Source organism: Lactococcus cremoris subsp. cremoris KW2 (assembly GCF_000468955.1).
In the GTDB taxonomy this organism is placed as follows: domain Bacteria; phylum Bacillota; class Bacilli; order Lactobacillales; family Streptococcaceae; genus Lactococcus; species Lactococcus cremoris.
This window is the reverse complement of sequence record NC_022369.1, coordinates 2,177,788-2,201,439: the sequence shown is the minus strand read 5'-3', so window position 1 is coordinate 2,201,439 and position 23,652 is coordinate 2,177,788. Positions and strand designations below refer to the sequence as shown.

Sequence of the window (23,652 nt, the reverse complement as noted above, 5' to 3'; positions counted from 1 at the left end):
AAGCATTTTCCTTTATATCATGATATTTCATAGATAATAGCGATAAGTCAAATAAAGTATGATAGAATAATAAGATAAAAAATTATTTATCAGGGTATTTTAGGACGATTTATTCGCTTTTTTGTTACATCTGAATAAATTTTACGTATAAATAAGTGGAGGGAAAATGGCGAAGAAAAAATCATCTTTTGTTTGTCAAAATTGTGGTTATAAGTCTGCAAAGTATCTTGGGCGATGCCCAAATTGTGGAGAGTGGTCCTCTTTTGTTGAAGAAGTTGAAGTACAGGAAGTCAAAAATCAGCGAGTGTCGATGTCTGGTGAACGTTCAAAACCAATGAAATTAGATGAAGTTGAGCTTTTTGATACACCACGTATTGAAACAGATCTTGACGAATTTAATCGTGTTTTAGGTGGTGGTGTTGTTCCTGGTTCACTCGTTTTGATTGGTGGAGACCCAGGAATAGGAAAATCTACGTTGCTTTTGCAAGTATCAACTCAGCTTGCATCAAGAGGACGGGTTCTCTATGTGAGTGGTGAAGAATCTGCTCAACAAATTAAGCTTAGAGCGGAACGTTTGGGCGATATTGATCGAGATTTTTATCTTTACGCCGAGACTAACATGCAGTCAATTCGTGCTGAAGTTGAACGTTTGAAGCCAAATTTTTTGATTATTGATTCGATCCAAACGATTATGACACCTGAAATTCAATCAACTCAAGGCTCTGTGAGTCAAGTTCGAGAAGTGACAGGTGAACTCATGCAAATTGCCAAAACGAATGATATTGCTACTTTTATCGTTGGTCATGTGACGAAAGAAGGTCAATTGGCAGGACCAAGAATGCTAGAGCACATGGTTGATACCGTTCTTTATTTTGAAGGAGAAAGAAATAATACTTTTAGAATTCTTCGAGCAGTTAAAAACCGGTTTGGGTCAACTAATGAAATTGGTATATTTGAAATGCAAGGGCATGGTTTAGTTGAAGTAACTAATCCTTCTGAGGTTTTCTTGGAAGAGCGATTAGAGGGTTCAACTGGTTCTGCTATTGTTTGTGCACTCGAAGGGACACGTCCGATACTAGTTGAAATACAGGCTTTAACTACACCAACAATGTTTGGAAATGCTAAGAGAACAACTTCTGGTTTAGATTTTAATAGAGTGAGCCTGATTATGGCAGTACTTGAAAAACGGACAGGCTTATTGATGCAAAATCAAGATGCTTACCTTAAATCAGCTGGGGGAGTAAAATTAGATGAGCCAGCCATTGACCTTGCGGTTGCTGTCGCTGTAGCCTCAAGTTATAAAGAACTTCCGACGGATGCGCGTGAATGTTTTATTGGTGAAATTGGCTTAACAGGAGAGATTCGACGTGTGACGCGAATTGAACAAAGACTGAATGAAGCTGCTAAATTAGGATTCAAAAAAGTCTATGCTCCTAAAAATTCAATTGTGGGAATTGATATTCCTGAACAAATAAAAGTAATTGGGGTAACAACCCTAACTGAATGTCTAAAATTAGTATTTGGCTAAAATAAGTAATAAAAGCTATTTGGATAGACAAATAGCTTTTATTTTTTATGAAAATTTCAGATTGTAAGAATATAGTATATAGGCAAATAATATTAGAATACTAGAACCCACTAAGGTAAAATTGCCTAACCAGAAGCCGGCCAAAGAAGAAACAAAGGCACCAATAACAAAAGATAGAGCAAGGGATAAAAACATGAACGAGTTTCTTAAATATTTTGATTCTTTAGAAACAAGATATTCGCCTAGATTGGTTCCGAAAGCTTTAATATTCCCGGTTGACATGATATTGGCATAGGGAAGTCCTCTCACTTTTGTAAAAGTATCCCCTTGGATTACCATGAAAAAAGAAAGAATTCCAACAAAAAGTGAGGCCGATAAGTGTAAAAAAGTAGCAAATGAAAGGGAAAAGATAAGGATTCCAGTCATTTGAATGAATAGGAGTGGACCAATTTCACTGTGGTTATTCTTGTTCTTATATTTGGTAAATAATGTTTTAAAAAGGGCTCCTAGGGCAAAAAAAAGGATGGGAATGATAAATTGAGAAGCTTTTTCAAAGTTTCCATGTGCTAAATTAATTCCGGTTTGTATTAGATTTCCTGTTTGCAAGCTAGCAAAACGGCCATCAAAATGGAAAAAAGTAAAGGCATCAACAAAGCCAGTGTTCATTGCAAGCAATAAAGCGACGAGCAGACTTTCTTTAGAGTTAGTAGTGGATTTAATCATATTTATTTCCTTCATAATCTATAGAAGATAAAGTCATTATAGCACAATGCTTTTTCAATGTTATTTATTTAAAATGATAAAATTTATTATCAAAAATAAAAATTAAATTGTCGCTATTAAAGTAATTAAGTTATAAAATAATAAATATAGCATGAGAAATCAACTAGATTTCTTGTGTTTGGATAAGCAATATTAAAGGAGCGTGTGGTATAATTGACACAGGGCTTTATTGTAAGCCTATCCATTTTCTAAAAGGAGGAAAAGATATGCGTCGTTGGATTATTCATCTCGTTATGACTGTCATCGGAGCATCGCTAGGTGTTGCTGTTGTACCGTCCATTTTAAAGGTATTTGGTTGGGACAAAGGAATTTTACAAAACGAAGCTGTTGACGGTGTGATTGGTGCAATTATTTTTATTATTCTTTCATTTATATTTGCCGGTTCAATGCTTAATGGGTTGAAAAAAATAGATTCTAGAATCTCAAAAATGAATATGTCAAAAATGGTCTTTAATATTATTGGGATTGTTCTTGGGCTTCTAGTTGGAGTTATTGGAAGTATTCCATTAAGATTTTTAAATGTTCCTATTTTGAGTAATATCATTTCATTTATACTTGTATTGGTCATGATTTACTTAGGTTATGTTTTATTCGACCGTCGTGGAGATGAAATTGCTAAAGTGCTCTTTCGTAAGCGTCGGGAGGTTATGGCAACAGAAGCTGTAGAAGTTGCTGAGGAAGTTGTCAGTGAATCTAAGAGTGATAATAGTATTTTATTGGATACAAGTTCAATCATTGATGGTCGGATTTTAGATGTAATTAAAACAGGGTTCATTTCAGATAAAATTATTGTTCCTAATTTTGTGATTTTAGAATTACAGTTAATTTCAGATAGTTCAGATCCTTTGAAGAGAGCTAAAGGACGTCGGGGATTAGATTTGGTCAATGAATTGACTAAATTTGATCAAGTTGAAATTTCTCAAGTTGATTTTACAGATGTTCGTGAAGTTGATACTAAGTTACTTAAATATGCAAGTTCCACTGGTTCAAAATTAGTGACGAATGATTTTAATCTTAATAAAGTTGCTGAGATTCAAGGGGTTCAAGTTCTTAATATTAATGACCTTGCAAATGCTGTGAAAACACAACTTGTTGTGGGAGAACATATTAATGTTCAAATTATTCGTGCAGGTTCTGAACGTCAACAAGGAGTAGCCTATCTGCCAGACGGTACGATGATTGTTATCGAAGATACCGCAAAATTGATTGATAAAACAGTGACTGTAGAAGTTGCTAAGGTTTTACAAACAAGTGCTGGTCGAATGATTTTTGCTGATTTGGTTAAAAAATAAAAAGAAAGGCCGATAATTTATCGGCTTTTATTTTAATGGATGTGTTTGGGAGTTAATGATGTATTTAAAAAGATTTGTTCAGTTATTCGTGATTTTTTTTGTTTCTCTTGTGATTTTCGCTTTGATATTAGAAATGAATTTTGGTAATTTTTGGTTAAGGTTTGCTTTGGGGCTTTTGGTTGCTTATATCTTTCTAACTTTACCTCTTGTTCTGTTGACTATTTTTAAAAGTAATCGAAAAGCTAAAGTTGTTGGTACAAATGCATTGGAAAATGAACTGGCTTACCTTCTGAAAGATTTTCCTGGTTATCTTGCATTGAGTGTTACTGACGAGAGCTTAAAAAGTTCAACTACAATTATGAGTTTTATTCAAGCCCAAAAAAATGAGAATGTTTTATATATGGTTTCAGATAAAAAAGCATCAAAGATTTATGACTTAAAAAAGAATCCATTAGTAAGTTTTACAACTTGGTTTAACTCCTTAGAAAATGGAGGACGTTTATCTTCGAATCGAGTGAAGTCTGAAGTTATTGAGGGAGAGGCAACTCAGAAGCTTATTAAGGAAGAACCTCTAATTGTGTCTCTTCACGAGAACGCTGAGAATATGTCCATTATTCGTTTGACCATTGAATCGGTGCTCTATGAAAATTTTAAGGGGCAGATGAAAGTAATTGAGTTTGAAAAATAAGAATAGAAAAGCTGCTTTTATGCAGTTTTTTTATTGCCAAAATATTGAAGTGCTTGACAATTTTGCTATGTAGTAGTACTATATAGCTGTAATAAGTAATACAATATAGCTGGAGATAATAATGAAAGAAATAACAGAATTGCTGAAAGGAGTTCTTGAAGGGTGTGTTTTAGAAATCATTGGTCAAGGAGAAACTTATGGTTATGAAATTACTCAAAAATTACGGGAGCTTGGCTTTGAGGATGTTGTAGAAGGAACTGTTTATACAATTACCATGCGTTTAGAAAAACGAGAATGGCTTGAGGTCGCTAAAAAACCCTCAACAATAGGACCACCACGTAAATGGTATCGGTTGAATGAGGCTGGTCAAACCGAACGCCAAAATTTTTGGGAAAAATGGATGTTTATCTCAGAAAAATTAGAGATTTTAAGAGATAAAACAAAATTTACGACAGAGCAAGGAGAAAATGATGACTAAACAAAGAAATATTGTTGATAGAATGATTGGCCTTGAGGAAAAACGAGAATTTCGTGAATTTGAAGAGCGAGCTAAAAATCTTGGCCCAGATTACTATAAGGATTATTGTGAATTAAAAAAATATGTTTGGATTTCTGGAGCAAGCAAATGGAGCGATTTTAAATTTATTTTTAATCAACTTTTGGATTTGCTTGAAGAGGCAAAGGGACAAAAAAGAAAGCTGACAGATTTAATTGGGACAGATGTTGCGGACTTTATTGATGAGATGATTGATGATAAGGGTTGGGAAAAGAAGCAAAAAGTGAAACTTAATAGGGCGGTGAAAAAATGATTTTAGAGAAAATTAGTGACGTCTTAAAGGAAAAACGAGAATGGCAAGCGATGGAAAATCGGGCCAAAAATTTACCTAAGGATTTTTATCAAGCTTATAAGGCCATTCAAAAGTATATGTTTAATATGGGGGAAACAGATTGGCATATTTTTACCGATATTATCGAATTGTTTGAGTTGGCTGTCATTGACGGACGGACCCCAGCAGAAGTTTTAGGTGAAGATAGTTCGGCTTTTGCTGACGAATTATTAAGTGAAAATAAACAAGATTGGCGAGAAAAATATCGGCAAGAATTGAATGATTATTTTGCTCAGAAGTAATAAAAAAACTTACTAACAAAACTGTCAGTAAGTTTGAAAGGTGCTTATAAAAAAAGTTACTGACAAAATCCTATCAGTAACTTTTTTATTTTAAAATTCCATGACCATGTTGTACCAGGTTTCGCCACCGAATGTTGACTCTGAAAGTCCTTCATCAGTAAAACCATGTTTTTCATAGTAGGGAACTAAGTAATCATGACAAGTTAAGCTAATTCCTAAACGTTTTTTAGCTCTCGCTTCTTTTTCAAGTAAAAGAAGTAAATTTGTTGCAATTCCCAAGCCTTGATAATCGGGGTCAACGGTCAAACTGATGATTTTTTGAAAACCACCTTGTTCAGGGTTGGCGTCAGTCCGTTCAAAAGATTCATCGTCTAAATAGCGGCCTTCTGTAACTGGGCCAGAAACATAACCGACGACAGTTCCTTCACTATTTCTTGCAGCGATAAAGGTGTCAGGAATTAAGTTAATTCTTTCAAGCATTGACTCAACTGACAGAGCTTCATTTTCTGAGAAAGTGAGTCTTTCAATACGGATGACATCATCTATATCATTTGGCATAATTTGATTATAAGTAATTTCATTCATATATTTAATTCTAACATAGACTATCCAGAAAGAAAATCCAAAACCACCATTTGTCATTAAAAGATTATATAGTTTGGCCTTATAAATAAAAAGAAGTGATTAACAAAGGGTTTACGGAAAATTTACCAAAGATTTACATTGGGAGTTTGAGAATGGGATAAAATAAAAGGGTAGTAATCAACTTATTGGAGGTTTTATGAACACAAGCGGGAAAAAATTCCTAAGCATTTTAATTGGAATTTCAGCTCTTTTATTAATTATTGCATCTTTTGAGGATTTGCAAATTTCAAAAGCGGTCCTGAATCAAAATTCAATTTTTGGTAATATTTTTCAGATTTTTGGAATGTTTCCGTCAGCACTTATCCCTTTTATTTCAGCGGAAATTATCTTTATTTACGGTTTGCGTCAAAAAAATCAAATTAGCAAATGGATTTTATCATTATCGGCTCTGGGTTTTGCCTATTGGTCAGCTTGGGGTTGGGTTGATGGCTGGATGTTTTATGGTGTGACGACACTCAATAATATCAAAACTCATCAAGCGCTCGGTGCGGCAAATAATAGTATCGGCGCCACAGCTACTTATTCTTTCGGTCTTGAAGCACTTTTTACATTTATTATCTTGGTCATTGGGACGTTTTTAATTTATAGATGGCTAAGCAAAAAAACTTATGAGGAGTTGAGTCAATTGATTATTGTGGCTATTGCTGGAATTGCGGTCGTTTATGTCAGTAACTCGATTGTCAATACCATGAAAGTTAACTGGGGGCGTTTTCGTCCTTACGAGATCAAAGAAATTGTGTCTTCTACTAAAGGAACATTCACTAATTGGTGGCATTTAAATGGTGCAACAGGACATCAGTCATTCCCGTCAGGACATACGATTGCAGCGGCAGCAGCACTCTTTTTACCATTTTTTGCTGACAGAAAAAATCTTAAAGGCCAAAAGATTTTGGCTTACAGTGGCTTGATTTTCACTCTTTTAATGATGGCTGCCCGTGTCCGAATTGGGGCACATTTCTTGTCAGATACAACGATGTCCTTAATAATTGCTGCTTTAGTTACCTTTGTGGCGACAAAAGCCATTGGTTACTCATTTATTGAAGAGGATTCTCTCAACTAGAGAAATAAAAAGATTACTACAAGGATAACATTCTATTGAGTGTTATTTTTTCTTAAAAATAATTCTTGGTCAGACAAGGTTCTTGAGAATATAACAAGGTTACGATTGAAATTTTCTGGAAGTTTTTGAAAATAAAAATTTTCTGATGCATATTTTTTTAGACTGCCTTCTGGTAAGATGGTCGCTTGGTTTGAAGAAACCAAAAATGAAAGAGCAGAAGCAGTATATTCTATTTCATGAATTTTGGGCAAGTTCTCTTTAGGGCATAAGGCTAATAATTTTTGGTGAATGGGACAGCTTTTGGGATTTAAAAATAATTCAAGCTGTTTCCAATTTTTACTGTCAAAACTATTAGCAAACTTTTGATGACTGACGAGATAAAATGCTTCTTTGGCTAAGGATTTTTCGTAGAAATTTCCTGTCAGAAATTTTGAAAATTCGTCGTCAATTATCAAAGTATTTAATTGATTATTATTGAATGATTGGATTAAATTATCAATCTGGTTAGAAATTTTAACTGCTCCGAGTTTTGAAAAATTTTCACTAAAAAAATCTTTATAAAGACCTACACTGACGGAATCATAAGTTCCTATTTTTAGTTGAGAGAGACTAGAGTTTATTGACAGATGTTCAAAAAGTTCTGACAGATTTTTCAGTGTTTCCTGGCAAAAATTGTAGAAGATAATTCCAGTATCTGTCAGGGCAACCCCTTGATTTGAGCGAATAAATAATTGATTGGAAAGTTCTTCTTCAATGAGAGATATCTTGCGACTAACAGAAGATGCGTCAATAAAAAGTTGTTCGGCCGCACGTGAAATAGAGCTATTGTCTGCAACAGTCACAAAAAGCTGCATATTTTCGATTGAAAGATGTTGAAAGGTCATGTAAAAATCACAAGGCCATCTTGCAAAAACAGCCATTTCCTTTTTCTTAAATTTGAGTTATACTAATTTTAACATAGAGTGAGCGACTCTGTCAGAGAAATAATTATTGACAAACTGTTCAGTAACTTAAAAAAGAGGGCGAAAATGAAACAAGCATTACTTATAATCGATATTCAAAATGATTATTTTCCAGAAGGCAAAAATGAGTTGCATGAAGCTGACAAGGCTTTGCTAAAGGTCAATCAACTGGAAAATAGCTTTTTGTCTGAACAAAAGCCAATCATTTATATTCAACACATCAAGCATCAGCTGAATGCAGATTTTTTTGAAGCAGGGACAATTGGCTGTGAATTACACCCAAATCTCAAAGTGCAGGAACAGTCAATCATCATTGAAAAACATTTTCCTAATAGCTTTTTAGAGACAGAGTTACTTAGAACGCTAGAAAAATTAGAGATTGAGCAGTTGGTCATCTGTGGAATGATGACACAAATGTGTGTTGATTCAACAACTCGAGCGGCAAAAGAACTTGGCTTTCAGCCAGTATTGATTTCCGATGCAACAGCAACAAAAGATTTAATTTTTGAAGATAAAAAAGTTTTGGCAGAAAATGTTCAAATTAGTTTTCTTTCAGCCTTACAAAATTTTGCGCAAGTACTGACAGCTGACCAATTCTTGAAAGGATAAACAATGAAAACAAGTGATGTCTTAATTGTGATTGATATGCAAAAAGGGGTATGTGACGGCATTTATCGGCGAAATGAATTCATTGAGCAAATTAATCAACGCATTCTTATTTATCGAAAGGAGAAAAAGCCAATTATCTTTATCCAACATCATGATGATGAACTGATAAAAGAAAGCGAGGGTTGGCAACTTCTTCCAGAATTACTGACAGAATCTACTGACAGCTATGTGGAAAAAACACATGCTAATGGATTCTATCAAACTGAACTGCAAATGCTTTTGGAAAAGCTGTCAGTAAAAGCGATTGAATTTTGCGGGGCACAAACTGAATTTTGCGTGAATACAACGGTCGTTTTTGCCCATGGTTTGGGCTATCGAAATTTTATGCAAAAAGGGGCAAGTTCAACTTTTGATAATCATTGGCTGACAGCAAGAGAAATGATTGATTATTACGAAAATCATCTTTGGCAGGGACGTTTTCTTCAAATTAAAGATTAGATAAATTTCACTGACGCAAGCTTCTTTAATTTGTGGTAAAATAGATTTGATTGTTAGAGTAGTAATTACTATTTAAAACCAATAAAGATTCATTTCTGATAAAAAAGAAGTGAAGAAATCAATGAGGAGAATTGGATTAAAATGAACAAAAAAATCCGCGTCCGTTACGCACCATCACCAACAGGACTTTTGCATATCGGGAACGCCCGTACAGCCCTTTTTAACTATCTTTTTGCCCGTCATCACGGGGGAGACTTCATCATCCGTATTGAAGATACAGACCGTGAACGCCATGTTGAAGATGGTGAACGTTCACAACTTGAAAACCTTCGTTGGTTGGGAATGGATTGGGATGAAAGCCCTGAAACACACGAAAATTATCGTCAATCAGAACGCTTGCCTTTGTATCAAAAATATATTGACCAATTGTTAGCTGAGGGTAAAGCTTATTATTCTTACAAAACTCCTGAAGAACTAGAAGCTGACCATGCTAAACAAGAAGCAGCAGGAATTCCCCCACATTATATCAATGAATATGCTGGCATGAGCGATGACGAAAAAGCAGCTTATATTGCTGAACGTAAAGCACAAAATATTGAACCTGTCGTTCGTATCTCTGTTGACGAAAAAGCCATTTACAAATGGAATGACATCGTTAAAGGCGAAATTGAATTTGAAGGTGGCAACATCGGTGGAGATTGGGTTATCCAAAAACGTGATGGTTACCCAACTTACAACTTTGCTGTTGTTGTTGATGACCACGATATGCAAATTTCACATGTCATTCGTGGAGACGACCATATTGCTAATACGCCAAAACAATTGGTTGTTTATAATGCTTTAGGTTGGGAAGCTCCACAATTTGGTCACATGACTTTGATTATTAATTCTGAAACAGGGAAAAAATTGTCAAAACGTGACACAAACACACTCCAATTTATCGAAGACTACCGTAAAAAAGGCTACATGTCTGATGCCATTTTCAACTTTATTGCACTTTTGGGTTGGAATCCTGGTGGAGAAAAAGAAATTTTCTCTCGTGAAGAATTGATTGAACTTTTTGACGAAAATCGTTTGTCTAAATCACCAGCAGCCTTTGACCAAAAGAAATTGGACTGGATGGACAATGAATACATCAAAAATGCCGATTTTGCGAAAGTTTTTGAATTGACAAAACCATTCCTCGTTGCCGCTAATCGTTTTGATGAACGTGCTAGAGAATTGGTTAAACTTTATCAACCACAAATGAAATCAGCAGATGAGATTGTTGAATTAACAGACCTTTTCTACGGAGATTTCCCAGAATTGACTGATGAAGCACGCGAAATGTTAGCCGCTGAAACAACACCATTAGCTTTAAGTACTTTCCGTGCAAAATTGGCTGAACTTCCTGAAAGTGACTTTACGGTTGAGAATATTTTCCCACTCTTTAAAGCCACTCAAAAAGAAACAGGCGTGAAAGGTAAAATGCTCTGGATGCCAATCCGTATTGCTGCTTCAGGCTCAATGCACGGTCCAGAATTACCAGAAACGATTGCTCTTCTTGGAAAAGAAAAGGTATTGGCTCACTTGGATGCCGCTTTAAATAAATAAAATAATAAAAAGACGCCTTGTGGCGTTTTTTTATTAAGTCATGATGAACCACACAGACCTTCAAAAGTTATAGAATAGAAGCATAAAGAAAAGGGAGGCAGAGAGAAGAAGATGGAAACAAGACATTTTAAAAATATAATCATTGGATTTGGGAAAGCCGGACGTGCTTTGGCGAAATCATTATCGAAAAATGGAGAAGAAGCTTTAATTATTGAGCGTGACCAAGCAATGTATGGTGGGACTTGTCCGAATGTTGGTTGTGCTCCGTCTAAAACTTTGATTGTTGCTGGTCAAAAAAACATGAATTTTTCAGAAGCAATGACAACAAAATATAAGGTTCGTGAGATTTTACATAATGCTGCTTATCATGGAGCAGCAGATGAAGCCCTAGTTTATGTTATGGATGGCCTAGCTCGTTTTATTAATTCTAAAACTGTTGAGGTGGTCAATGGTGAGAATGTCACTCAGGTCATTGGAGAGAGAATCTTCATAAATACTGGAGCGACACCGATTATCCCAGAAATTGAAGGAATTCATGAAGCTAAAAATATTGTCACTTCTGAGGGAGCGATGGAACTTTCTGAACTTCCTAAGAAATTAGTCATCATCGGGGCCGGTTATATCGGATTAGAATTTGCTGGAATGTTTAACAAATTTGGATCTGAAGTGACTATTTTAGAGCCACATGCTACTTTTTTACCTAAAGAAGATGAAGATATCTCAAATGAGATTTACAAAGATTTAGTTGCTGCTGGAGTTGAAATTCAACTTGGAGTAGAAATTGAAAGAATTACTGACAGTGAGGTTTTCGCAGGAGGGAAGGTTTATCCAGCTGATAAAATATTAATAGCTACTGGACGTCGGCCGAATATTAAAGACCTTGATTTGGAGAAAGCCGATGTTGAACTTTCAGAAAATGGTTATATTATAGTCGATGATGATTTAAAAACTACTGCTCAAAATATCTGGGCACTGGGTGATGTTCGGGGTGGAGGACAATTCTACTATCTTTCGACAGATGATTTTCGGATTGTCAATAATCAATTATTTGGCGACCATTCACGTAAGTTAAGTGATAGGAAACTTGTGCCTTATTCAGTTTTTATCAGCCCAACCTTATCTCGGATTGGCTTAGATGAAAAACAAGCAAAAGAAGCTGGAGTTAATTATCGTTTATTTAAGATGGCTGCGGCACCAATTGTTAAAGCCAAAGTTGTTCAAGATACTCGAGGATTACTTAAAGCATTAGTTGACCCTAACACGGATGAAATTCTTGGCGCAACTTTATATCATGAAGATTCTCATGAAGTCATCAATCTTGTAAGTTTGGCGATGAAAATGCACACTCCTTATCAAGTTTTACGTGACCAAATTTTTACTCACCCCACTATGGGCGAAGGTTTGAATGATTTATTTCAAAATGAAGTGAAATAAAAGTTACTGACAGTTTTGTTTTATGAGTGAATGTCACACAAAAATTTTCTGTCAGTAAAATAAAAAAACTCGTCAATGACGAGTTTTTGTTTATTTGAATTGATCAGCAGCTGGAATATGGCTGTCATGGAAATATTTTTCTGAGAGTTCTTTTAGCGTTCCGTTTTCATAGAGTTTCTTGAGCTCTGCATTCAAATCTTTTTGTAATTTGGTTTGACTGTTATCAAGGATAAAGTAATCATAAGTTTTAAACTCAGATTGTTTGTTCAAGTCTGTGGGAACAGTATCAACCAAACCTGTAATTGCATGTTGTCTGATTAAATTTTCTGCTGGTGCTTTAGAGGCAAATAAGAAATCAATTTGTCCACTAGCAATCGCAGATAGACGGTCAGCTAAAGGACGTTGGCTATATTTAACATCAATTTTTTTGTCGGGATGGTTTTTATTCCAACTTTCAAACATATCACCATAGTTTGTTCCAGCAGGAATTTCTGTTGTTTTGCCAGCAAGTTGGGAAATTTTAGTGATGTTTTCTTTAGAAGTTGAGAAAATAGCATCAATTCCTTGACGAACAGGATAACTAAAAAGATATTTTTCAGAACGAGCTTTAGTTTTACCAAAATTATTTGCCGCAATTTGTGCGCGACCACCATCTAAAGCAGCCAAAATCGCACTATCTTCGTAGACTTTGAACTCGAATTTATAATCTTTCATGTCCTTATCAGCCGCTTTTAAAATATCATATTCAAAACCAGTCATTTTACCATTTTCGCTGTATTCATAAGGCACAGAAGCGGCAGAAGTTGCAACGGTTACTGTTGTCACTTTATCTGTTGATTTAGAAGATGAATTATCTTTTGACGAGCAAGCAGCAAGTAAGCCAATTGAGGCAATTCCAAGTGTTGCAAGAGTCAATAATTTTATTTTTTTCATATCAATTTCTCCTCAGAAATTTTGTCAGCTGACCTTTATTATTAAATTAGAAATTTGGTTGTTGGTCAGCAGACTTTTAATATAGAGATAATATTAACATAAACTTAAAAAAACCACCATAAAAAAGATTTATGATGGTTTTATATCTTTTAGATGTCTCCGTTAGCGAAGATTTCAAAGATTTTCTTATCAAAATTCTCAGTTTCCCAAGTACATTCTGGATGCCATTGAACAGCCAGCACATGTTTTTCTTTATTTTCAATCGCTTCAACTAAGCCATCATTTCCATGAGCAATGGCCTGCAAGCCCTGACCCAAATCCTTAATGACTTGATGGTGGAAAGAATTGACCATGTAATTTTCAGGTAAAAAATCTAAAGAACTTTCTTTTTCGACGCTAATGTGATGTGTCGGAACTTCTTGGGGAGTTGGACTTTGGAGGTGCTTTATCTGACTTGAAGTTAGGCTCAAGTCTTGATAAAGAGTTCCTCCAAAATAAACATTGAGCAATTGTAGGCCACGACATACACCAAGAATAGGTTTATTCGCTTCTAGAGCAGCTTTAATTGCGGCAAGCTCAAAACGGTCACGAATTGGGTCAGTCGTTCCTAATTGAGCATGAGGTTCCTCACCATAGAGATAAGGACTGACATCAGCGCCACCAGTCAGTACAATTTTATCGACCAATGGCAGATAATTTTTTATATTTTCGGTTTTGTCAACAGGAAGAACAATCACAGTGTGACCTAATTCCTGGAAAACATCAATAAAAGATTGACGTGTATAGCTTACTTTGTTCCACCAAAAAGGAGAACGTTCAACTGTGTTGTAAGGAGTTCCAAGAATTCCAATAATTGCCATATTAATTTTTCACACTTTCAATAGGTATAATGAGTTTAGATTGAGATAAATCAATCTCGTAAGTCACTTTACGATTATCACGAACCGTATGTTCAAAGTCAGTACTATAGAGAATGACCCGAAGCTTGTCAGCTTTTTCTAAATGATAAATGGTTGGCTGTAGTTCAAATTTTATTGTAAACCATTCGTCAGCCTTTAAATCACTGACGGTCAGTAAATTTTGATTTTGGAGATTAGTAAAGCCTTTAGTGATTAACTGATAAGGGTTCTCAACAAGTGGGAGTTCAACTAAGTCGTCTAACATGAAATTTCGCCCACGGTCAAGCACTTTAAAATCTTTCACTCTGGCTTTATCTTCCAAACGTTTTTTCTGACCAAAATCAAGAATTTGAGCAGACAAGAAGCCTTTCGTGTCATTTAATTTTAGTCTGAGTTCAAGCTCAACTGGGCCATTAATTGTCAGCATTGACGGAAGTTCTAAATCAATGACAGCTTCATTGGCTTTGTTTTCAAATAAGTCTTTTTTAAAGACATTGAAATCTTTAGAATACTTTTTGAAAGTCTCATCGTCATAATGATTGTCGAATTGAGCAAAAGAAACGGCCGTTTTACCAAGAGGGAGTTTGATTTGGGTATTGGCACCAAAATCATTCATCATCGTCCATACTTGGTCTTTAGAATTTTCCTGTAAAATAACAGGTGGGAGATTTAAATTTAAATCTCTATCCAATAATTTTGCGACAAAGTAAGCATTAATCGTTTCAGAAAAATCAATGGACTGCCAAGAATTCATATAAATATGAGCCCCACGGTGTAAAAAGGCATGTTTAGCATGACCTTCTGGCAGAGCTTTCCAGAAATTATAGGCTTGCTCTGGTGTCACATTCCAATCTTGTAGTCCATGAACAATTAAGACATCAGCCTTAACTTTGTCAGTATTTATCAGATAATTTCGGTCATGCCAAAATTGATTGTAATCACCAGATTTGCGGTCTAAAGCAGCAGTCATTTCTGCCAATCGTTTTTCGTATTCAGCATTACCTTTTAAGAAATCAGCACCATCAAGATTACGTGAATAAGTGAGCGCAGCAAGAACATCTAGATCTTCACCAGGAAAACCGCCAGGAGAGCGGACAAGGCCATTTTCACGGTAATAATTATACCAAGAAGAAATTCCAGCTTCGGCTAAGATAACCTCTAGACCTTCAACTCCAGTAGTAGCGGCTCCATAAGCCATGGTTCCCAGATAAGATTTTCCAGTCATAGCCACTTTACCATTTGCCCAAGAGGCTTTGATTTCATGTGTCTTTTTACGAGAAGTATAAGCACGAGCTCGACCATTCAACCAGTCAATGACAGCTGTCATACTATAAATTTGTTGGTAATCGCCTGAGGTTTGAAAGCCGTCAGAAGAACGGGTTCCAACACCGGCCACATAGATAGAGGCAAATCCTCTAGTCAAGAAATAGTCATTTAAAGAATAAGTCCAACCATGAGTAAAACGATAAGGAGCTTTGTCAACAATCGGAAGTTCCTTTGCTTTCGCTGATAATTTTTGCGGGAGCTTTTGTTCAACATGAATTTCGTGACTGGTTTTTTCTTCAAGTTCTACATTCATATCGTGTAAGGCTAAATCATTTGCTTTATCATTAATCCCTAAATGATAAGGACTCGCCGTCATTACCACTGGAAGTTTTTCGGTACTTTTTGGACGAATGATTTGAATTTTTATCAAATCATTTTCACCCCGTTGTTCACTATCGACTGGACTTTCAACCCAAAGGACTTCACGTTCAAGAAGTGAAGAATCAAAGGTTGCCAACGATTTGTCATTGAAAAAATGATAATGATTATCTAAAGGAAGAAGTCCCTCTGATACCCAATATTCAACTAAAATCATTCCATTTTTTCGACGCGTACAAAGGAGGTAGTAGAAAGCAGAAATGATATTTTCTGTGGTCATTTCTGCTTCGATTTGAGGGAGGTTGCTATTTTTTGCATACTCAAAAGCTTTGCCAATCTCAAAATCAAAGTTTGGTACAAAATCAAGAAGTTGCAAAGCAATATTCCAGAAAATTTCCCAATCTAATTCTATAGAGGATTTTAAAAATTCAATGACATCTAATTCAGCAGTTGCTTGTAGAGCAGTCATATCACTAGGACTTTGAATGAGAAAATCTTTTAAGATTTTCTTTTCATCCCAAAAAACAGACCAACGAAAACCAAGCTGATCAAGTTCTGCTAATTGTTCATCAAAATTTTTGTCAACAATTGAAAAATGGTTAAAGCACATTTTAAATCCTCCGTAATAAACATGATAATTCTTTTAATTATAGCAAATTTTCAGTGATTAATCAGACTAAAGGCGCGCTATTTTCAATGAATATTTGAAGCAAACGTGCTTTTCTGGTATAATAGCTGAGGTTATTATATTAAAATCAAATTTTGGAGGGTTCCATAAAAAATGGATGTTACATGGACAGTGAAATATATCACTGAATTTGTTGGAACTGCCCTACTCATTATTATGGGTAATGGTGCGGTTGCTAACGTTGAACTTAAAGGTACAAAAGCTCACGCACAATCTTGGATGATTATTGGTTGGGGTTACGGACTTGGCGTAATGTTGCCAGCAGTTGCTTTTGGTAATATTACTTCACAAATCAACCCAGCTTTCACACTTGGACTTGCAGCCTCAGGACTTTTTCCTTGGGCACACGTTGCTCAATACATTATTGCGCAAGTATTAGGTGCGATGTTTGGACAATTATTAATCGTTATGGTTTATCGTCCATACTATCTTAAAACACAAAATCCAAATGCTATTCTTGGAACTTTCTCAACTATCGACAACGTTGATGATAACAGTGAAAAAACTCGTTTGGGAGCAACCATTAATGGTTTCTTGAATGAGTTCTTAGGTTCATTTGTATTGTTCTTCGGTGCGGTTGCTGCGACAAATATCTTCTTTGGTAGTCAATCAATTACTTGGATGACAAACTACTTGAAAGGTCAAGGAGCAGATGTTTCTTCATCAGACGTTATGAATCAAATTTGGGTTCAAGCCTCAGGAGCTTCAGCTTCTAAAATGATTGCTCACTTGTTCCTAGGATTCCTTGTTATGGGACTCGTAGTTGCACTTGGTGGACCTACAGGTCCTGGTTTGAATCCGGCGCGTGACTTTGGTCCACGTTTGGTTCACAGTCTCTTACCGAAATCAGTTTTGGGTGAAGCTAAAGGTTCATCTAAATGGTGGTATGCATGGGTTCCAGTTTTGGCACCAATTCTTGCATCACTTGCAGCCGTTGCATTATTTAAAATGATTTATCTTTAATAAAAAAATTACTGACAGAGTTGTCAGTAATTTTTTTATTTGACCATAAGTGCAATGACTAGTCCAAAAAGATTCCAAAGAAAATGGACACTCATATTGAGATAAAAATTACGATACTTAGCATAGAGCCCAGTAAGGACAAGACTCATCAGTCCATAAGTTAACCAGCTGTAAATGTCCGTTGGTCCATGCATGAATGCAAACAGGAGCATGGCAGTTAAAAAAGCAAAATACTTTTGATTTTTAAAGATAAGTTCAAAAATTCCTACTCGATAAACAAGTTCTTCCAAAAAACTTGCAGCAAGGGTTTGAGTAGCAAAGACAGCTATAGGAATTACTTTCTGTAATTCATTTAGTGATTCTTGGTTAGTTGTTGTTGGGCTTTGATTAAAGATTTGGGCGAAAATTCCTGTCAAAATAGAAACTAAAAAGAGCAAAACAAACCCTAGTATGATTCTTACCGGTGGGAAATATTTCCAACTTAACTTAGGAATGAGCTCAGCTTTGCGAGCAATCAAATAAGAGCTGATTATTGTAAAAATGAAAATGATGAAAAAGATAATCGTATCTAAAGTTGAAAAATGATGCTGAGAAGCAAAAATTGTGCTAACTAACATCGGGAGATTAGATAGGATAAAAAGGACCAGCCAAACAGACTTGTGATAGGCAAAAATGAGTCCAATAACTGACAAAACAAGGGCTGTCATTAAAAATGGTAAATGAAAAATACTGACAGATAGACCTGAAAAAATTAAGGCTAAAATTAGGACGATAATCCAACGATATTTAGCTAAAAACTGAAGCTTTTCTATATTCATGTCAATATTATAGCACAGACTTTCAATAGACCGCAATAGCGCAAGAAGATACCTTTTTCATAAAAAAGTAGTAAGTGGAACTTATAGATTTCAATATGAAACTGATGAAGCTTTTTTTAGATATTTGGTTAAGAAGGATTTTTAATTATAATGATCTCACGGTAAATTTCTGTGATTTTTATTTTATAAATAATTAAATTTAGGAGGTTATTTTGGATAAAATAAAGTGTAAATACTGAATAAAATAGGTTATAAATTCTATATTTCTTATTTTTTTGATATACTTTAAGTGCAATTTTGTCCCAATAAATCAGCCTATAGAGAAGATTTTTAAGATTTTACTAACGAAAATAGAGGAAAATAAACAAATGAGAAGAGCTAAAAGACAAGTGACAGATATTGATTTAATCAAAAAATTTGTTGATGAAGTAGAAGTTGTTCGGATAGCTATAAATGGCGAAAAATATCCTTATGTTGTACCAGTAAATTTTGGTTATTCATGGAACGACGAAGCTCTTAGCTTGTATATCCACGGAGCAAGTGAAGGGAAAAAGTTTCGATGATTAGAGAAAATCCCTTAGTTGCTGTAGAAATGGATCAACCCGATAAACTCATTGAAGGCAATAAAAATGCTTCAACATATTCTTATGCTTATCAAAGCTTAATCGGTTTTGGTGAGGCAAAAATTATTGAAGATTTAGAAGAAAAAAGAAATGCTTTGCATCTTTTGATGGCACATGCGGCTAAAGGAAAAACATTTGACCCTATTCCTGAAAAAGCTTTGGAACGAGTGGGGGTCATAAAAATTATCATAGATTCTTACACAGTAAAACAAAATATTCATCCCGATAAAAAGAGAGAAGAACATAAATAAGAAGGGCTAGACTAAGAAATAGAGGAGTTTAATGATGGAGTTTGAAGAGTTTTTTATAAATAATCAGCTGATGAAATTGATTCGAGAAACTGTTTTATCAATTTTTCCTGAGGCCCAAGAACGTATTTCTTATGGAATGCCTGCTTGGTTTAATGGAAAAACGGTACTTATCTATGCTCAGCCTCAAAAGCATCATTTAGGAATTTATCCTAGACCAAATTTTATTGAAAATCATTTAGAAGTACTCAAACAACAATATGAATGCAGCAAAGGAACGATAAAAGTTCCTTATGGAATTGAGCATGGTGAGCTTAGAAAATTAGTAAGTGATGTTATAAATTGGAATTTAACACATTTTACTTAAGTTTATCAACTTGATAACATAAAAAGTTATTCGATTTTTGTCATTTTTAATTGGGTAACAAGGAAGTAATTATGAAAAATAAACAACTGCAAAAAGATTTACTCAATATATTATATTTTTTTATTATATTAATAATAGGCGCACTGGTAATGATTGGACTTGTTCTTTTACTTGTTACAGCCTGTGAGTATGATTTATCCCTTAATAAATTTCCATCTGCAAAAAACTGGTAGGAAAAATTTCAAAAAATAATATTTTTATCTTTAGATATCAGGCTGAAATGTAGATAAATCTGCTGAAAAACTGACTTAGCATCGGATATAAGAAATAACAAAATTAAGTTGCTCAGACTTATGTTATATAAGACATACAAAAACTAAAGATATAAATCGTTGATAATTTCTTTGAAATTTGCGAAAATAAGAGATAGCTATTTGTAAATGTAATCAATGGAGGCTAAAATGAGCGAGATTATAAATCATATTACCGCTTTTCAACCAGTCTATCGTGTTCTTCATCGTGAAGAAAATTTAGATTTTTATCGTGGAGTTCTAGGCTTTAAGGTATTGGTAGAAGAAGGGGCAATGGTATGGCTTGGTGGACATGAAGCGAAAAAAGATCGTTTCCAATTAGAAGAATCACCAGGTTTTCGTCCGGTTGAAGGATTAAAAAAACACGGACAGACTGTCATTAAAGCAAATGCATCTGAGATTGAACAATTAATTGTTCGTAACTTAGATAAAATTGCTAAAATTTATCAAGGAAAAAATGGTCTTGCTTTTACGGCTCTTTCTCCTGAAGCAGGTCTTTTTTTGGTAACTTCGGATTCACTGACAGACCTACCAGCACTGACAGAAATTAATAAATCAGAAATTAAGCTCAATCTTGATAAAAATTTCAAAGGTTTATCAGACTTTGAAATTACAGCAATGAACTTAAATGTTGCTGACAAGTCAATTATTGAATTTTACGAATCTGTATTTGATCTTAAAGCGATTGATGGTAAAATTGAATTTCCGTTTGTAACTTTGACCCTAAATGTTGAAGAAAGTGAAGATTTAACTGCAGGGACAGATGAGGTTCTTGACCTTGAATTTTTGATATTCATGATTGATAAAGACTTTGATTTGAAAGCTTTTGCTAATCAATTTTCAGAAGCAAATGGAACTTACATCGATGCGTCAGCAAAAACTTTTTCTTTAGAAGTTCCTGACCATGCTGAACTTTGGTTTGTAAAATAAGAAGTTAGTTTAAAAAATCTGTTAAATTTTGACAGATTTTTTTGCTCAAAAGAAAAAGAAGCAGAGGATAAAATGAAAAATCAACAAGAATTTTTAGCCATGATAGAAGATTATCTTGAGCGTGATGTTTTCCCTGGTGTTAATTTTGCAATTCTTGAGGGAGAAGAAGTTTCTGAGTATTTATTTGGTAAAGCAGCTCTTATTCCTGAACCTATCGCTTTGACTCCTGGAAAAAAATGGGATTTGGCCTCACTTACGAAAGTGATTGGGACTGGAACTGCGGTCATTGACCTTGTTCTTGCTGGAAAGTTAGAACTTGATGCGCCGCTTCAAAAATATTATGCCAAATTTACTGACAGCACGGTTAGTCTGCGACAGTTACTGACACATACTTCTGGAATTGATCCCTACATCCCGAATCGGGACAAATTAGGTTTTTTTGAACTGACAGAAGCAATTAATCAGATTAGAGTAACTGATGATAAGAGCTTTAAATATACTGATATTAATTTTATTTTATTAGGATTTTTATTGGAAGAATATTATGGCGAAAGTCTAGATCATATTTTTACTAAAAATATTTTCAAGAACTGGGGAATGAAGCAAACAAGTTTTGGACCAGTAGAAAATGCTGTACCTACAAGTCAAAATATTCCGCTAGGTACCGTTCATGATCCTAAAGCTCAAGTATTAAAAAATCATTGCGGATCTGCTGGCTTGTTTTCAACCTTATCTGATATGATTTTATTTAGTCAAGCTTATTTTAGAGAAGAAAAATATTTAGAACTTTTGAAAAATTATGCTGATGGAGCGAAAAAAAGGAGCTTAGCTTGGGACTTACCAGCTGAAAATAATGATTGGCTCCTTCATACAGGATACACTGGAACTTTTATATTAATTAATCCTCGCATCAAAAAAGCAGTTGTTTTTTTATCAAACCGTGTACATCTCAAGGATAATCGAGAAAAATGGATTGAAGAACGTGACCGATTAATAAAGTTCTTAATCAATCATTTAAGTTTAGACTGATATTTTTTGAATGAATCAACAAGTAGAACTGTAACTTTTAGTTTACGGTTCTTTTTTAGTTGTTGCTGATAGACTAAGAAAATAAAGTGGAGGACTCAAATAATTTACAATTAGATTATTTTGACCTATAATTTACTTAGAAAGTATTTTATTTACCTAAAAATGAAAGGGGAATGTTTAATAATTAGTATTTTTTAAAGCAGTGTTAACATAGTTAGTAATTGATAGATTGAACATCAAGGAGAAAATCATGACAAAAATAAATGCAGCAGATGCAATGTTAAAAGTTATTGAAGATTGGGGTGTCAAAAATATTTACGGTTTACCCGGCGGATCAATTGATTCGACAATGAACGCATTATATAATTGAAAAGACACATTGAATTATATTCAAGTTCGCCATGAAGAAGTGGGGGCTTTAGCGGCTGTCGGAGAAGCAAAAGTAACCGGAGAGATTGGTGTAACCTTTGGTTCGGCAGGACCAGGAGCCGTTCATTTATTAAATGGCTTATATGACGCTCAATACGATCATGTTCCAGTCCTTGCCTTAGTTGGACAAGTTCCAACAAGTGCGATGAACACTAATTATTTCCAAGAGTTAAACGAAAATCCAATGTTTGCTGATGTTAGTGTTTATAATCGAACAGTAATGACAGCAGAACAAATGCCAGCGGTAGTTGACGAAGCCATTCGTCAAGCCTATGCTAAACGTGGTGTTGCTGTCATTACCATTCCCAAAGATTTAGGTTGGCAAGAAATTGAAGACAACTATATTTCTAGTGCGAACTTATATCAAAAGCCACTACCTTTAGAACCTGATAGTGAAAGAATTCAACAAGCTTGGAAAATACTAAAAGAAGCAAAACACCCCTTGATATATATCGGACAAGGAACAAGAGGAGCACGTGAAGAAGTTTTAGCTCTTTCTAAAATGCTACAAGCTCCAATTTTGAGCTCAGCTCTAGCTAAAGGGATAGTTCCCGATAATGCGCCTGCATATATGGGCTCTGCCGGACGGGTTGCTTCTAAACCGGGGGTAGAGATTGCCTCTAATACTGATGCTGTGCTATTTTTAGGTTCAGATATGCCTTTCCAAAGTTTCTTTATCCCTGAAGATGCCAAATATATTCAAGTTGACATTGACGGAACTAAATTTGGACGTCGTCATCAAGTTGATTTGGCCATTTTGGCTGACGCTAAATTGACCATAAAAAAATTAATGGAAATTGGAGAACAACTTCCAGAAACAAATTGGTATCGCGCAGCACTAGCAGACAAAGAAAATTGGGTAGAATGGCTTGAAAAACGTTCGCTTATTGATAGTTCGCCATTAGAAGTAGAGCCAGTTTTTAAAGCAATCAATGAAATGGCAACTGATGATGCTATTTTCCAAGTTGATGTGGGAAATGTAACAATCGATGGCATGCGACTTCTTGATACAAGTAAAGACCAAAGATTTACGACAAGTGGTTGGTATGCTACGATGGGCTATGCTTTGCCGGCAGCAATTGGGGCCAAGTCTCAATATCCAAACCGACAAGTTTGGTCAATTTCTGGGGATGGAGCTTGGGCGATGGTGATGCCTGATATTTTAACTCAGGTCAAGTACCATTTACCAATCATTAATGTTGTTTTAACTAATAAGAGCCTAGGCTTTATTGAAGCAGAACAAGATGATGCCAAACAACCACACTCTGGTATTGATTTGATTGGAGCAAATTTTGGAGCTTCGGCAGCAGCTTTGGGTGCAGTAGGATTTGATGTCAATAACTTGTCAGAACTGAAAGAGGCCTTTGCAAAAGCGAAAGAAACTGATCGACCAGTTGTCATTAATGTCAATATTTTTGACCATCGCCCATTACCAGTAGAACAATTAAAACTTGATTCTGCTGAATTTGAAAAAGAATATCAAACTCAAGGATTAATTTCTTTCAGTAAACTTATTAAAGAATAAAAAAATAATTAGAAAAAAAGATGC

23 protein-coding genes and 2 pseudogenes are annotated in these 23,652 nt (G+C 35.0%); 18 read left to right on the top strand and 7 right to left on the bottom strand.

The window, feature by feature from the left end; translation table 11 throughout:
* The first annotated feature begins 166 nt into the window (after positions 1-166).
* The gene (gene radA / locus KW2_RS10540) at positions 167-1,528 is read left to right on the top strand and encodes a DNA repair protein RadA (RefSeq protein ID WP_011677138.1); all 1,362 of its coding nucleotides are present in this window, start codon (positions 167-169) and stop codon (positions 1,526-1,528) included.
* Between the two features lie 45 nt (positions 1,529-1,573).
* Here radA and KW2_RS10535 read toward each other — a convergent pair whose 3' ends face one another.
* The gene (locus KW2_RS10535) at positions 1,574-2,251 is read right to left on the bottom strand and encodes a YoaK family protein (protein WP_021037928.1); all 678 of its coding nucleotides are present in this window, start codon (positions 2,249-2,251) and stop codon (positions 1,574-1,576) included.
* Between the two features lie 266 nt (positions 2,252-2,517).
* Here KW2_RS10535 and KW2_RS10530 point away from each other — a divergent pair, with 266 nt between their 5' ends.
* The 5 genes from KW2_RS10530 to KW2_RS10510 all read left to right on the top strand — a co-directional run bounded on the left by KW2_RS10530 (position 2,518) and on the right by KW2_RS10510 (position 5,420).
* Complete coding sequence (locus tag KW2_RS10530; protein WP_021037927.1) at positions 2,518-3,603, top strand: PIN/TRAM domain-containing protein; 1,086 nt, start codon at positions 2,518-2,520, stop codon at positions 3,601-3,603.
* 58 nt (positions 3,604-3,661) lie between these two features.
* A complete protein-coding gene (locus KW2_RS10525; protein WP_021037926.1) occupies positions 3,662-4,291 on the top strand; it encodes a hypothetical protein in 630 nt (209 codons plus the stop codon).
* Positions 4,292-4,412: 121 nt separating this feature from the next.
* Positions 4,413-4,769 carry a PadR family transcriptional regulator gene (locus KW2_RS10520; protein ID WP_021037925.1) on the top strand — a complete coding sequence of 119 codons (357 nt, stop codon included), beginning with the start codon at positions 4,413-4,415 and terminating at the stop codon, positions 4,767-4,769.
* Positions 4,762-5,100, top strand: a complete 339-nt coding sequence (locus tag KW2_RS10515) for a DUF1048 domain-containing protein (RefSeq protein ID WP_021037924.1) — start codon at positions 4,762-4,764, stop codon at positions 5,098-5,100. Before KW2_RS10520 ends, KW2_RS10515 begins: the two co-directional genes overlap by 8 nt.
* Entirely contained in the window at positions 5,097-5,420 is a 324-nt protein-coding gene (locus KW2_RS10510) for a DUF1048 domain-containing protein (RefSeq protein ID WP_021037923.1), read from the top strand. The genes KW2_RS10515 and KW2_RS10510 overlap by 4 nt, the downstream gene beginning before the upstream one ends.
* Positions 5,421-5,510: 90 nt before the next feature.
* Here KW2_RS10510 and KW2_RS10505 read toward each other — a convergent pair whose 3' ends face one another.
* Positions 5,511-6,005 carry a GNAT family N-acetyltransferase gene (locus KW2_RS10505; RefSeq protein ID WP_041168746.1) on the bottom strand — a complete coding sequence of 165 codons (495 nt, stop codon included), beginning with the start codon at positions 6,003-6,005 and terminating at the stop codon, positions 5,511-5,513.
* A 196-nt stretch (positions 6,006-6,201) separates the two neighbouring features.
* Between KW2_RS10505 and KW2_RS10500 the strand changes: the two genes are divergently transcribed.
* Complete coding sequence (locus KW2_RS10500; protein WP_021037921.1) at positions 6,202-7,125, top strand: phosphatase PAP2 family protein; 924 nt, start codon at positions 6,202-6,204, stop codon at positions 7,123-7,125.
* A 32-nt stretch (positions 7,126-7,157) separates the two neighbouring features.
* On the opposite strand, the gene KW2_RS10495 is transcribed toward KW2_RS10500, so the two are convergent.
* A complete protein-coding gene (locus tag KW2_RS10495; RefSeq protein WP_021037920.1) occupies positions 7,158-8,045 on the bottom strand; it encodes a LysR family transcriptional regulator in 888 nt (295 codons plus the stop codon).
* Between the two features lie 108 nt (positions 8,046-8,153).
* On the opposite strand from KW2_RS10495, the gene KW2_RS10490 reads away from it, so the two are divergent.
* The 4 genes from KW2_RS10490 to KW2_RS10475 all read left to right on the top strand — a co-directional run bounded on the left by KW2_RS10490 (position 8,154) and on the right by KW2_RS10475 (position 12,221).
* On the top strand, positions 8,154-8,696 hold the full coding sequence (locus KW2_RS10490) for a cysteine hydrolase family protein (RefSeq protein ID WP_021037919.1): 543 nt from the start codon (positions 8,154-8,156) through the stop codon (positions 8,694-8,696).
* Between the two features lie 3 nt (positions 8,697-8,699).
* Positions 8,700-9,194, top strand: coding sequence for a cysteine hydrolase family protein (locus KW2_RS10485; protein WP_021037918.1), 495 nt, complete (start codon positions 8,700-8,702; stop codon positions 9,192-9,194).
* 141 nt (positions 9,195-9,335) lie between these two features.
* Positions 9,336-10,787: a glutamate--tRNA ligase gene (gltX, locus tag KW2_RS10480; protein ID WP_021037917.1), complete on the top strand. Its 1,452-nt coding sequence runs from the start codon at positions 9,336-9,338 to the stop codon at positions 10,785-10,787.
* Positions 10,788-10,898: 111 nt separating this feature from the next.
* Positions 10,899-12,221 carry an FAD-dependent oxidoreductase gene (locus tag KW2_RS10475; RefSeq protein ID WP_021037916.1) on the top strand — a complete coding sequence of 441 codons (1,323 nt, stop codon included), beginning with the start codon at positions 10,899-10,901 and terminating at the stop codon, positions 12,219-12,221.
* 90 nt (positions 12,222-12,311) lie between these two features.
* On the opposite strand, the gene KW2_RS10470 is transcribed toward KW2_RS10475, so the two are convergent.
* The 3 genes from KW2_RS10470 to KW2_RS10460 form a co-directional block, all read right to left on the bottom strand.
* Positions 12,312-13,154 carry an amino acid ABC transporter substrate-binding protein gene (locus KW2_RS10470; RefSeq protein WP_011677124.1) on the bottom strand — a complete coding sequence of 281 codons (843 nt, stop codon included), beginning with the start codon at positions 13,152-13,154 and terminating at the stop codon, positions 12,312-12,314.
* A 149-nt stretch (positions 13,155-13,303) separates the two neighbouring features.
* Positions 13,304-14,014, bottom strand: a complete 711-nt coding sequence (locus KW2_RS10465; protein WP_021037915.1) for a gamma-glutamyl-gamma-aminobutyrate hydrolase family protein — start codon at positions 14,012-14,014, stop codon at positions 13,304-13,306.
* A gap of 1 nt (position 14,015) precedes the next feature.
* A complete protein-coding gene (locus KW2_RS10460; RefSeq protein ID WP_021037914.1) occupies positions 14,016-16,307 on the bottom strand; it encodes a Xaa-Pro dipeptidyl-peptidase in 2,292 nt (763 codons plus the stop codon).
* A gap of 171 nt (positions 16,308-16,478) precedes the next feature.
* Here KW2_RS10460 and gla point away from each other — a divergent pair, with 171 nt between their 5' ends.
* The gene (gene gla, locus KW2_RS10455; RefSeq protein ID WP_011677122.1) at positions 16,479-17,348 is read left to right on the top strand and encodes an aquaglyceroporin Gla; all 870 of its coding nucleotides are present in this window, start codon (positions 16,479-16,481) and stop codon (positions 17,346-17,348) included.
* Positions 17,349-17,383: 35 nt separating this feature from the next.
* On the opposite strand, the gene KW2_RS10450 is transcribed toward gla, so the two are convergent.
* Positions 17,384-18,166, bottom strand: coding sequence for a CPBP family intramembrane glutamic endopeptidase (locus KW2_RS10450; protein WP_011835996.1), 783 nt, complete (start codon positions 18,164-18,166; stop codon positions 17,384-17,386).
* A 368-nt stretch (positions 18,167-18,534) separates the two neighbouring features.
* Between KW2_RS10450 and KW2_RS10445 the strand changes: the two are divergent.
* The 6 genes and pseudogenes from KW2_RS10445 to spxB all read left to right on the top strand — a co-directional run bounded on the left by KW2_RS10445 (position 18,535) and on the right by spxB (position 23,628).
* Positions 18,535-19,040, top strand: a pseudogene (locus tag KW2_RS10445) (pyridoxamine 5'-phosphate oxidase family protein).
* Positions 19,041-19,074: 34 nt separating this feature from the next.
* Positions 19,075-19,404, top strand: coding sequence for an iron chaperone (locus KW2_RS10440; RefSeq protein WP_014735166.1), 330 nt, complete (start codon positions 19,075-19,077; stop codon positions 19,402-19,404).
* Positions 19,405-19,475: 71 nt separating this feature from the next.
* A complete protein-coding gene (locus KW2_RS12180) occupies positions 19,476-19,637 on the top strand; it encodes a hypothetical protein (protein WP_014735165.1) in 162 nt (53 codons plus the stop codon).
* A gap of 228 nt (positions 19,638-19,865) precedes the next feature.
* Complete coding sequence (locus KW2_RS10435) at positions 19,866-20,645, top strand: CppA family protein (protein WP_021037913.1); 780 nt, start codon at positions 19,866-19,868, stop codon at positions 20,643-20,645.
* 72 nt (positions 20,646-20,717) lie between these two features.
* Positions 20,718-21,674 carry a serine hydrolase domain-containing protein gene (locus tag KW2_RS10430; protein WP_021037912.1) on the top strand — a complete coding sequence of 319 codons (957 nt, stop codon included), beginning with the start codon at positions 20,718-20,720 and terminating at the stop codon, positions 21,672-21,674.
* Positions 21,675-21,921: 247 nt separating this feature from the next.
* Positions 21,922-23,628: pseudogene (spxB, locus tag KW2_RS10425) on the top strand (pyruvate oxidase).
* Positions 23,629-23,652 lie beyond the last annotated feature (24 nt).

What these genes read in the sequence shown, in the direction of transcription:
- radA (WP_011677138.1), top strand. Translation starts at nt 167, where the DNA reads ATGGCGAAGAAAAAATCATCTTTTGTTTGTCAAAATTGTGGTTATAAG.
- KW2_RS10505 (WP_041168746.1), bottom strand. Translation starts at nt 6,005, where the DNA reads ATGAATGAAATTACTTATAATCAAATTATGCCAAATGATATAGATGAT.
- KW2_RS12180 (WP_014735165.1), top strand. Translation starts at nt 19,476, where the DNA reads ATGAAAAATAAACAACTGCAAAAAGATTTACTCAATATATTATATTTT.
- KW2_RS10475 (WP_021037916.1), top strand. Translation starts at nt 10,899, where the DNA reads ATGGAAACAAGACATTTTAAAAATATAATCATTGGATTTGGGAAAGCC.
- gla (WP_011677122.1), top strand. Translation starts at nt 16,479, where the DNA reads ATGGATGTTACATGGACAGTGAAATATATCACTGAATTTGTTGGAACT.
- KW2_RS10515 (WP_021037924.1), top strand. Translation starts at nt 4,762, where the DNA reads ATGACTAAACAAAGAAATATTGTTGATAGAATGATTGGCCTTGAGGAA.
- KW2_RS10430 (WP_021037912.1), top strand. Translation starts at nt 20,718, where the DNA reads ATGAAAAATCAACAAGAATTTTTAGCCATGATAGAAGATTATCTTGAG.
- KW2_RS10530 (WP_021037927.1), top strand. Translation starts at nt 2,518, where the DNA reads ATGCGTCGTTGGATTATTCATCTCGTTATGACTGTCATCGGAGCATCG.
- KW2_RS10485 (WP_021037918.1), top strand. Translation starts at nt 8,700, where the DNA reads ATGAAAACAAGTGATGTCTTAATTGTGATTGATATGCAAAAAGGGGTA.
- KW2_RS10520 (WP_021037925.1), top strand. Translation starts at nt 4,413, where the DNA reads ATGAAAGAAATAACAGAATTGCTGAAAGGAGTTCTTGAAGGGTGTGTT.
- KW2_RS10500 (WP_021037921.1), top strand. Translation starts at nt 6,202, where the DNA reads ATGAACACAAGCGGGAAAAAATTCCTAAGCATTTTAATTGGAATTTCA.
- KW2_RS10435 (WP_021037913.1), top strand. Translation starts at nt 19,866, where the DNA reads ATGAGCGAGATTATAAATCATATTACCGCTTTTCAACCAGTCTATCGT.
- KW2_RS10495 (WP_021037920.1), bottom strand. Translation starts at nt 8,045, where the DNA reads ATGGCTGTTTTTGCAAGATGGCCTTGTGATTTTTACATGACCTTTCAA.
- KW2_RS10535 (WP_021037928.1), bottom strand. Translation starts at nt 2,251, where the DNA reads ATGATTAAATCCACTACTAACTCTAAAGAAAGTCTGCTCGTCGCTTTA.
- KW2_RS10490 (WP_021037919.1), top strand. Translation starts at nt 8,154, where the DNA reads ATGAAACAAGCATTACTTATAATCGATATTCAAAATGATTATTTTCCA.
- KW2_RS10465 (WP_021037915.1), bottom strand. Translation starts at nt 14,014, where the DNA reads ATGGCAATTATTGGAATTCTTGGAACTCCTTACAACACAGTTGAACGT.
- KW2_RS10440 (WP_014735166.1), top strand. Translation starts at nt 19,075, where the DNA reads ATGGAGTTTGAAGAGTTTTTTATAAATAATCAGCTGATGAAATTGATT.
- KW2_RS10460 (WP_021037914.1), bottom strand. Translation starts at nt 16,307, where the DNA reads ATGTGCTTTAACCATTTTTCAATTGTTGACAAAAATTTTGATGAACAA.
- KW2_RS10470 (WP_011677124.1), bottom strand. Translation starts at nt 13,154, where the DNA reads ATGAAAAAAATAAAATTATTGACTCTTGCAACACTTGGAATTGCCTCA.
- KW2_RS10510 (WP_021037923.1), top strand. Translation starts at nt 5,097, where the DNA reads ATGATTTTAGAGAAAATTAGTGACGTCTTAAAGGAAAAACGAGAATGG.
- KW2_RS10525 (WP_021037926.1), top strand. Translation starts at nt 3,662, where the DNA reads ATGTATTTAAAAAGATTTGTTCAGTTATTCGTGATTTTTTTTGTTTCT.
- KW2_RS10450 (WP_011835996.1), bottom strand. Translation starts at nt 18,166, where the DNA reads ATGAATATAGAAAAGCTTCAGTTTTTAGCTAAATATCGTTGGATTATC.
- gltX (WP_021037917.1), top strand. Translation starts at nt 9,336, where the DNA reads ATGAACAAAAAAATCCGCGTCCGTTACGCACCATCACCAACAGGACTT.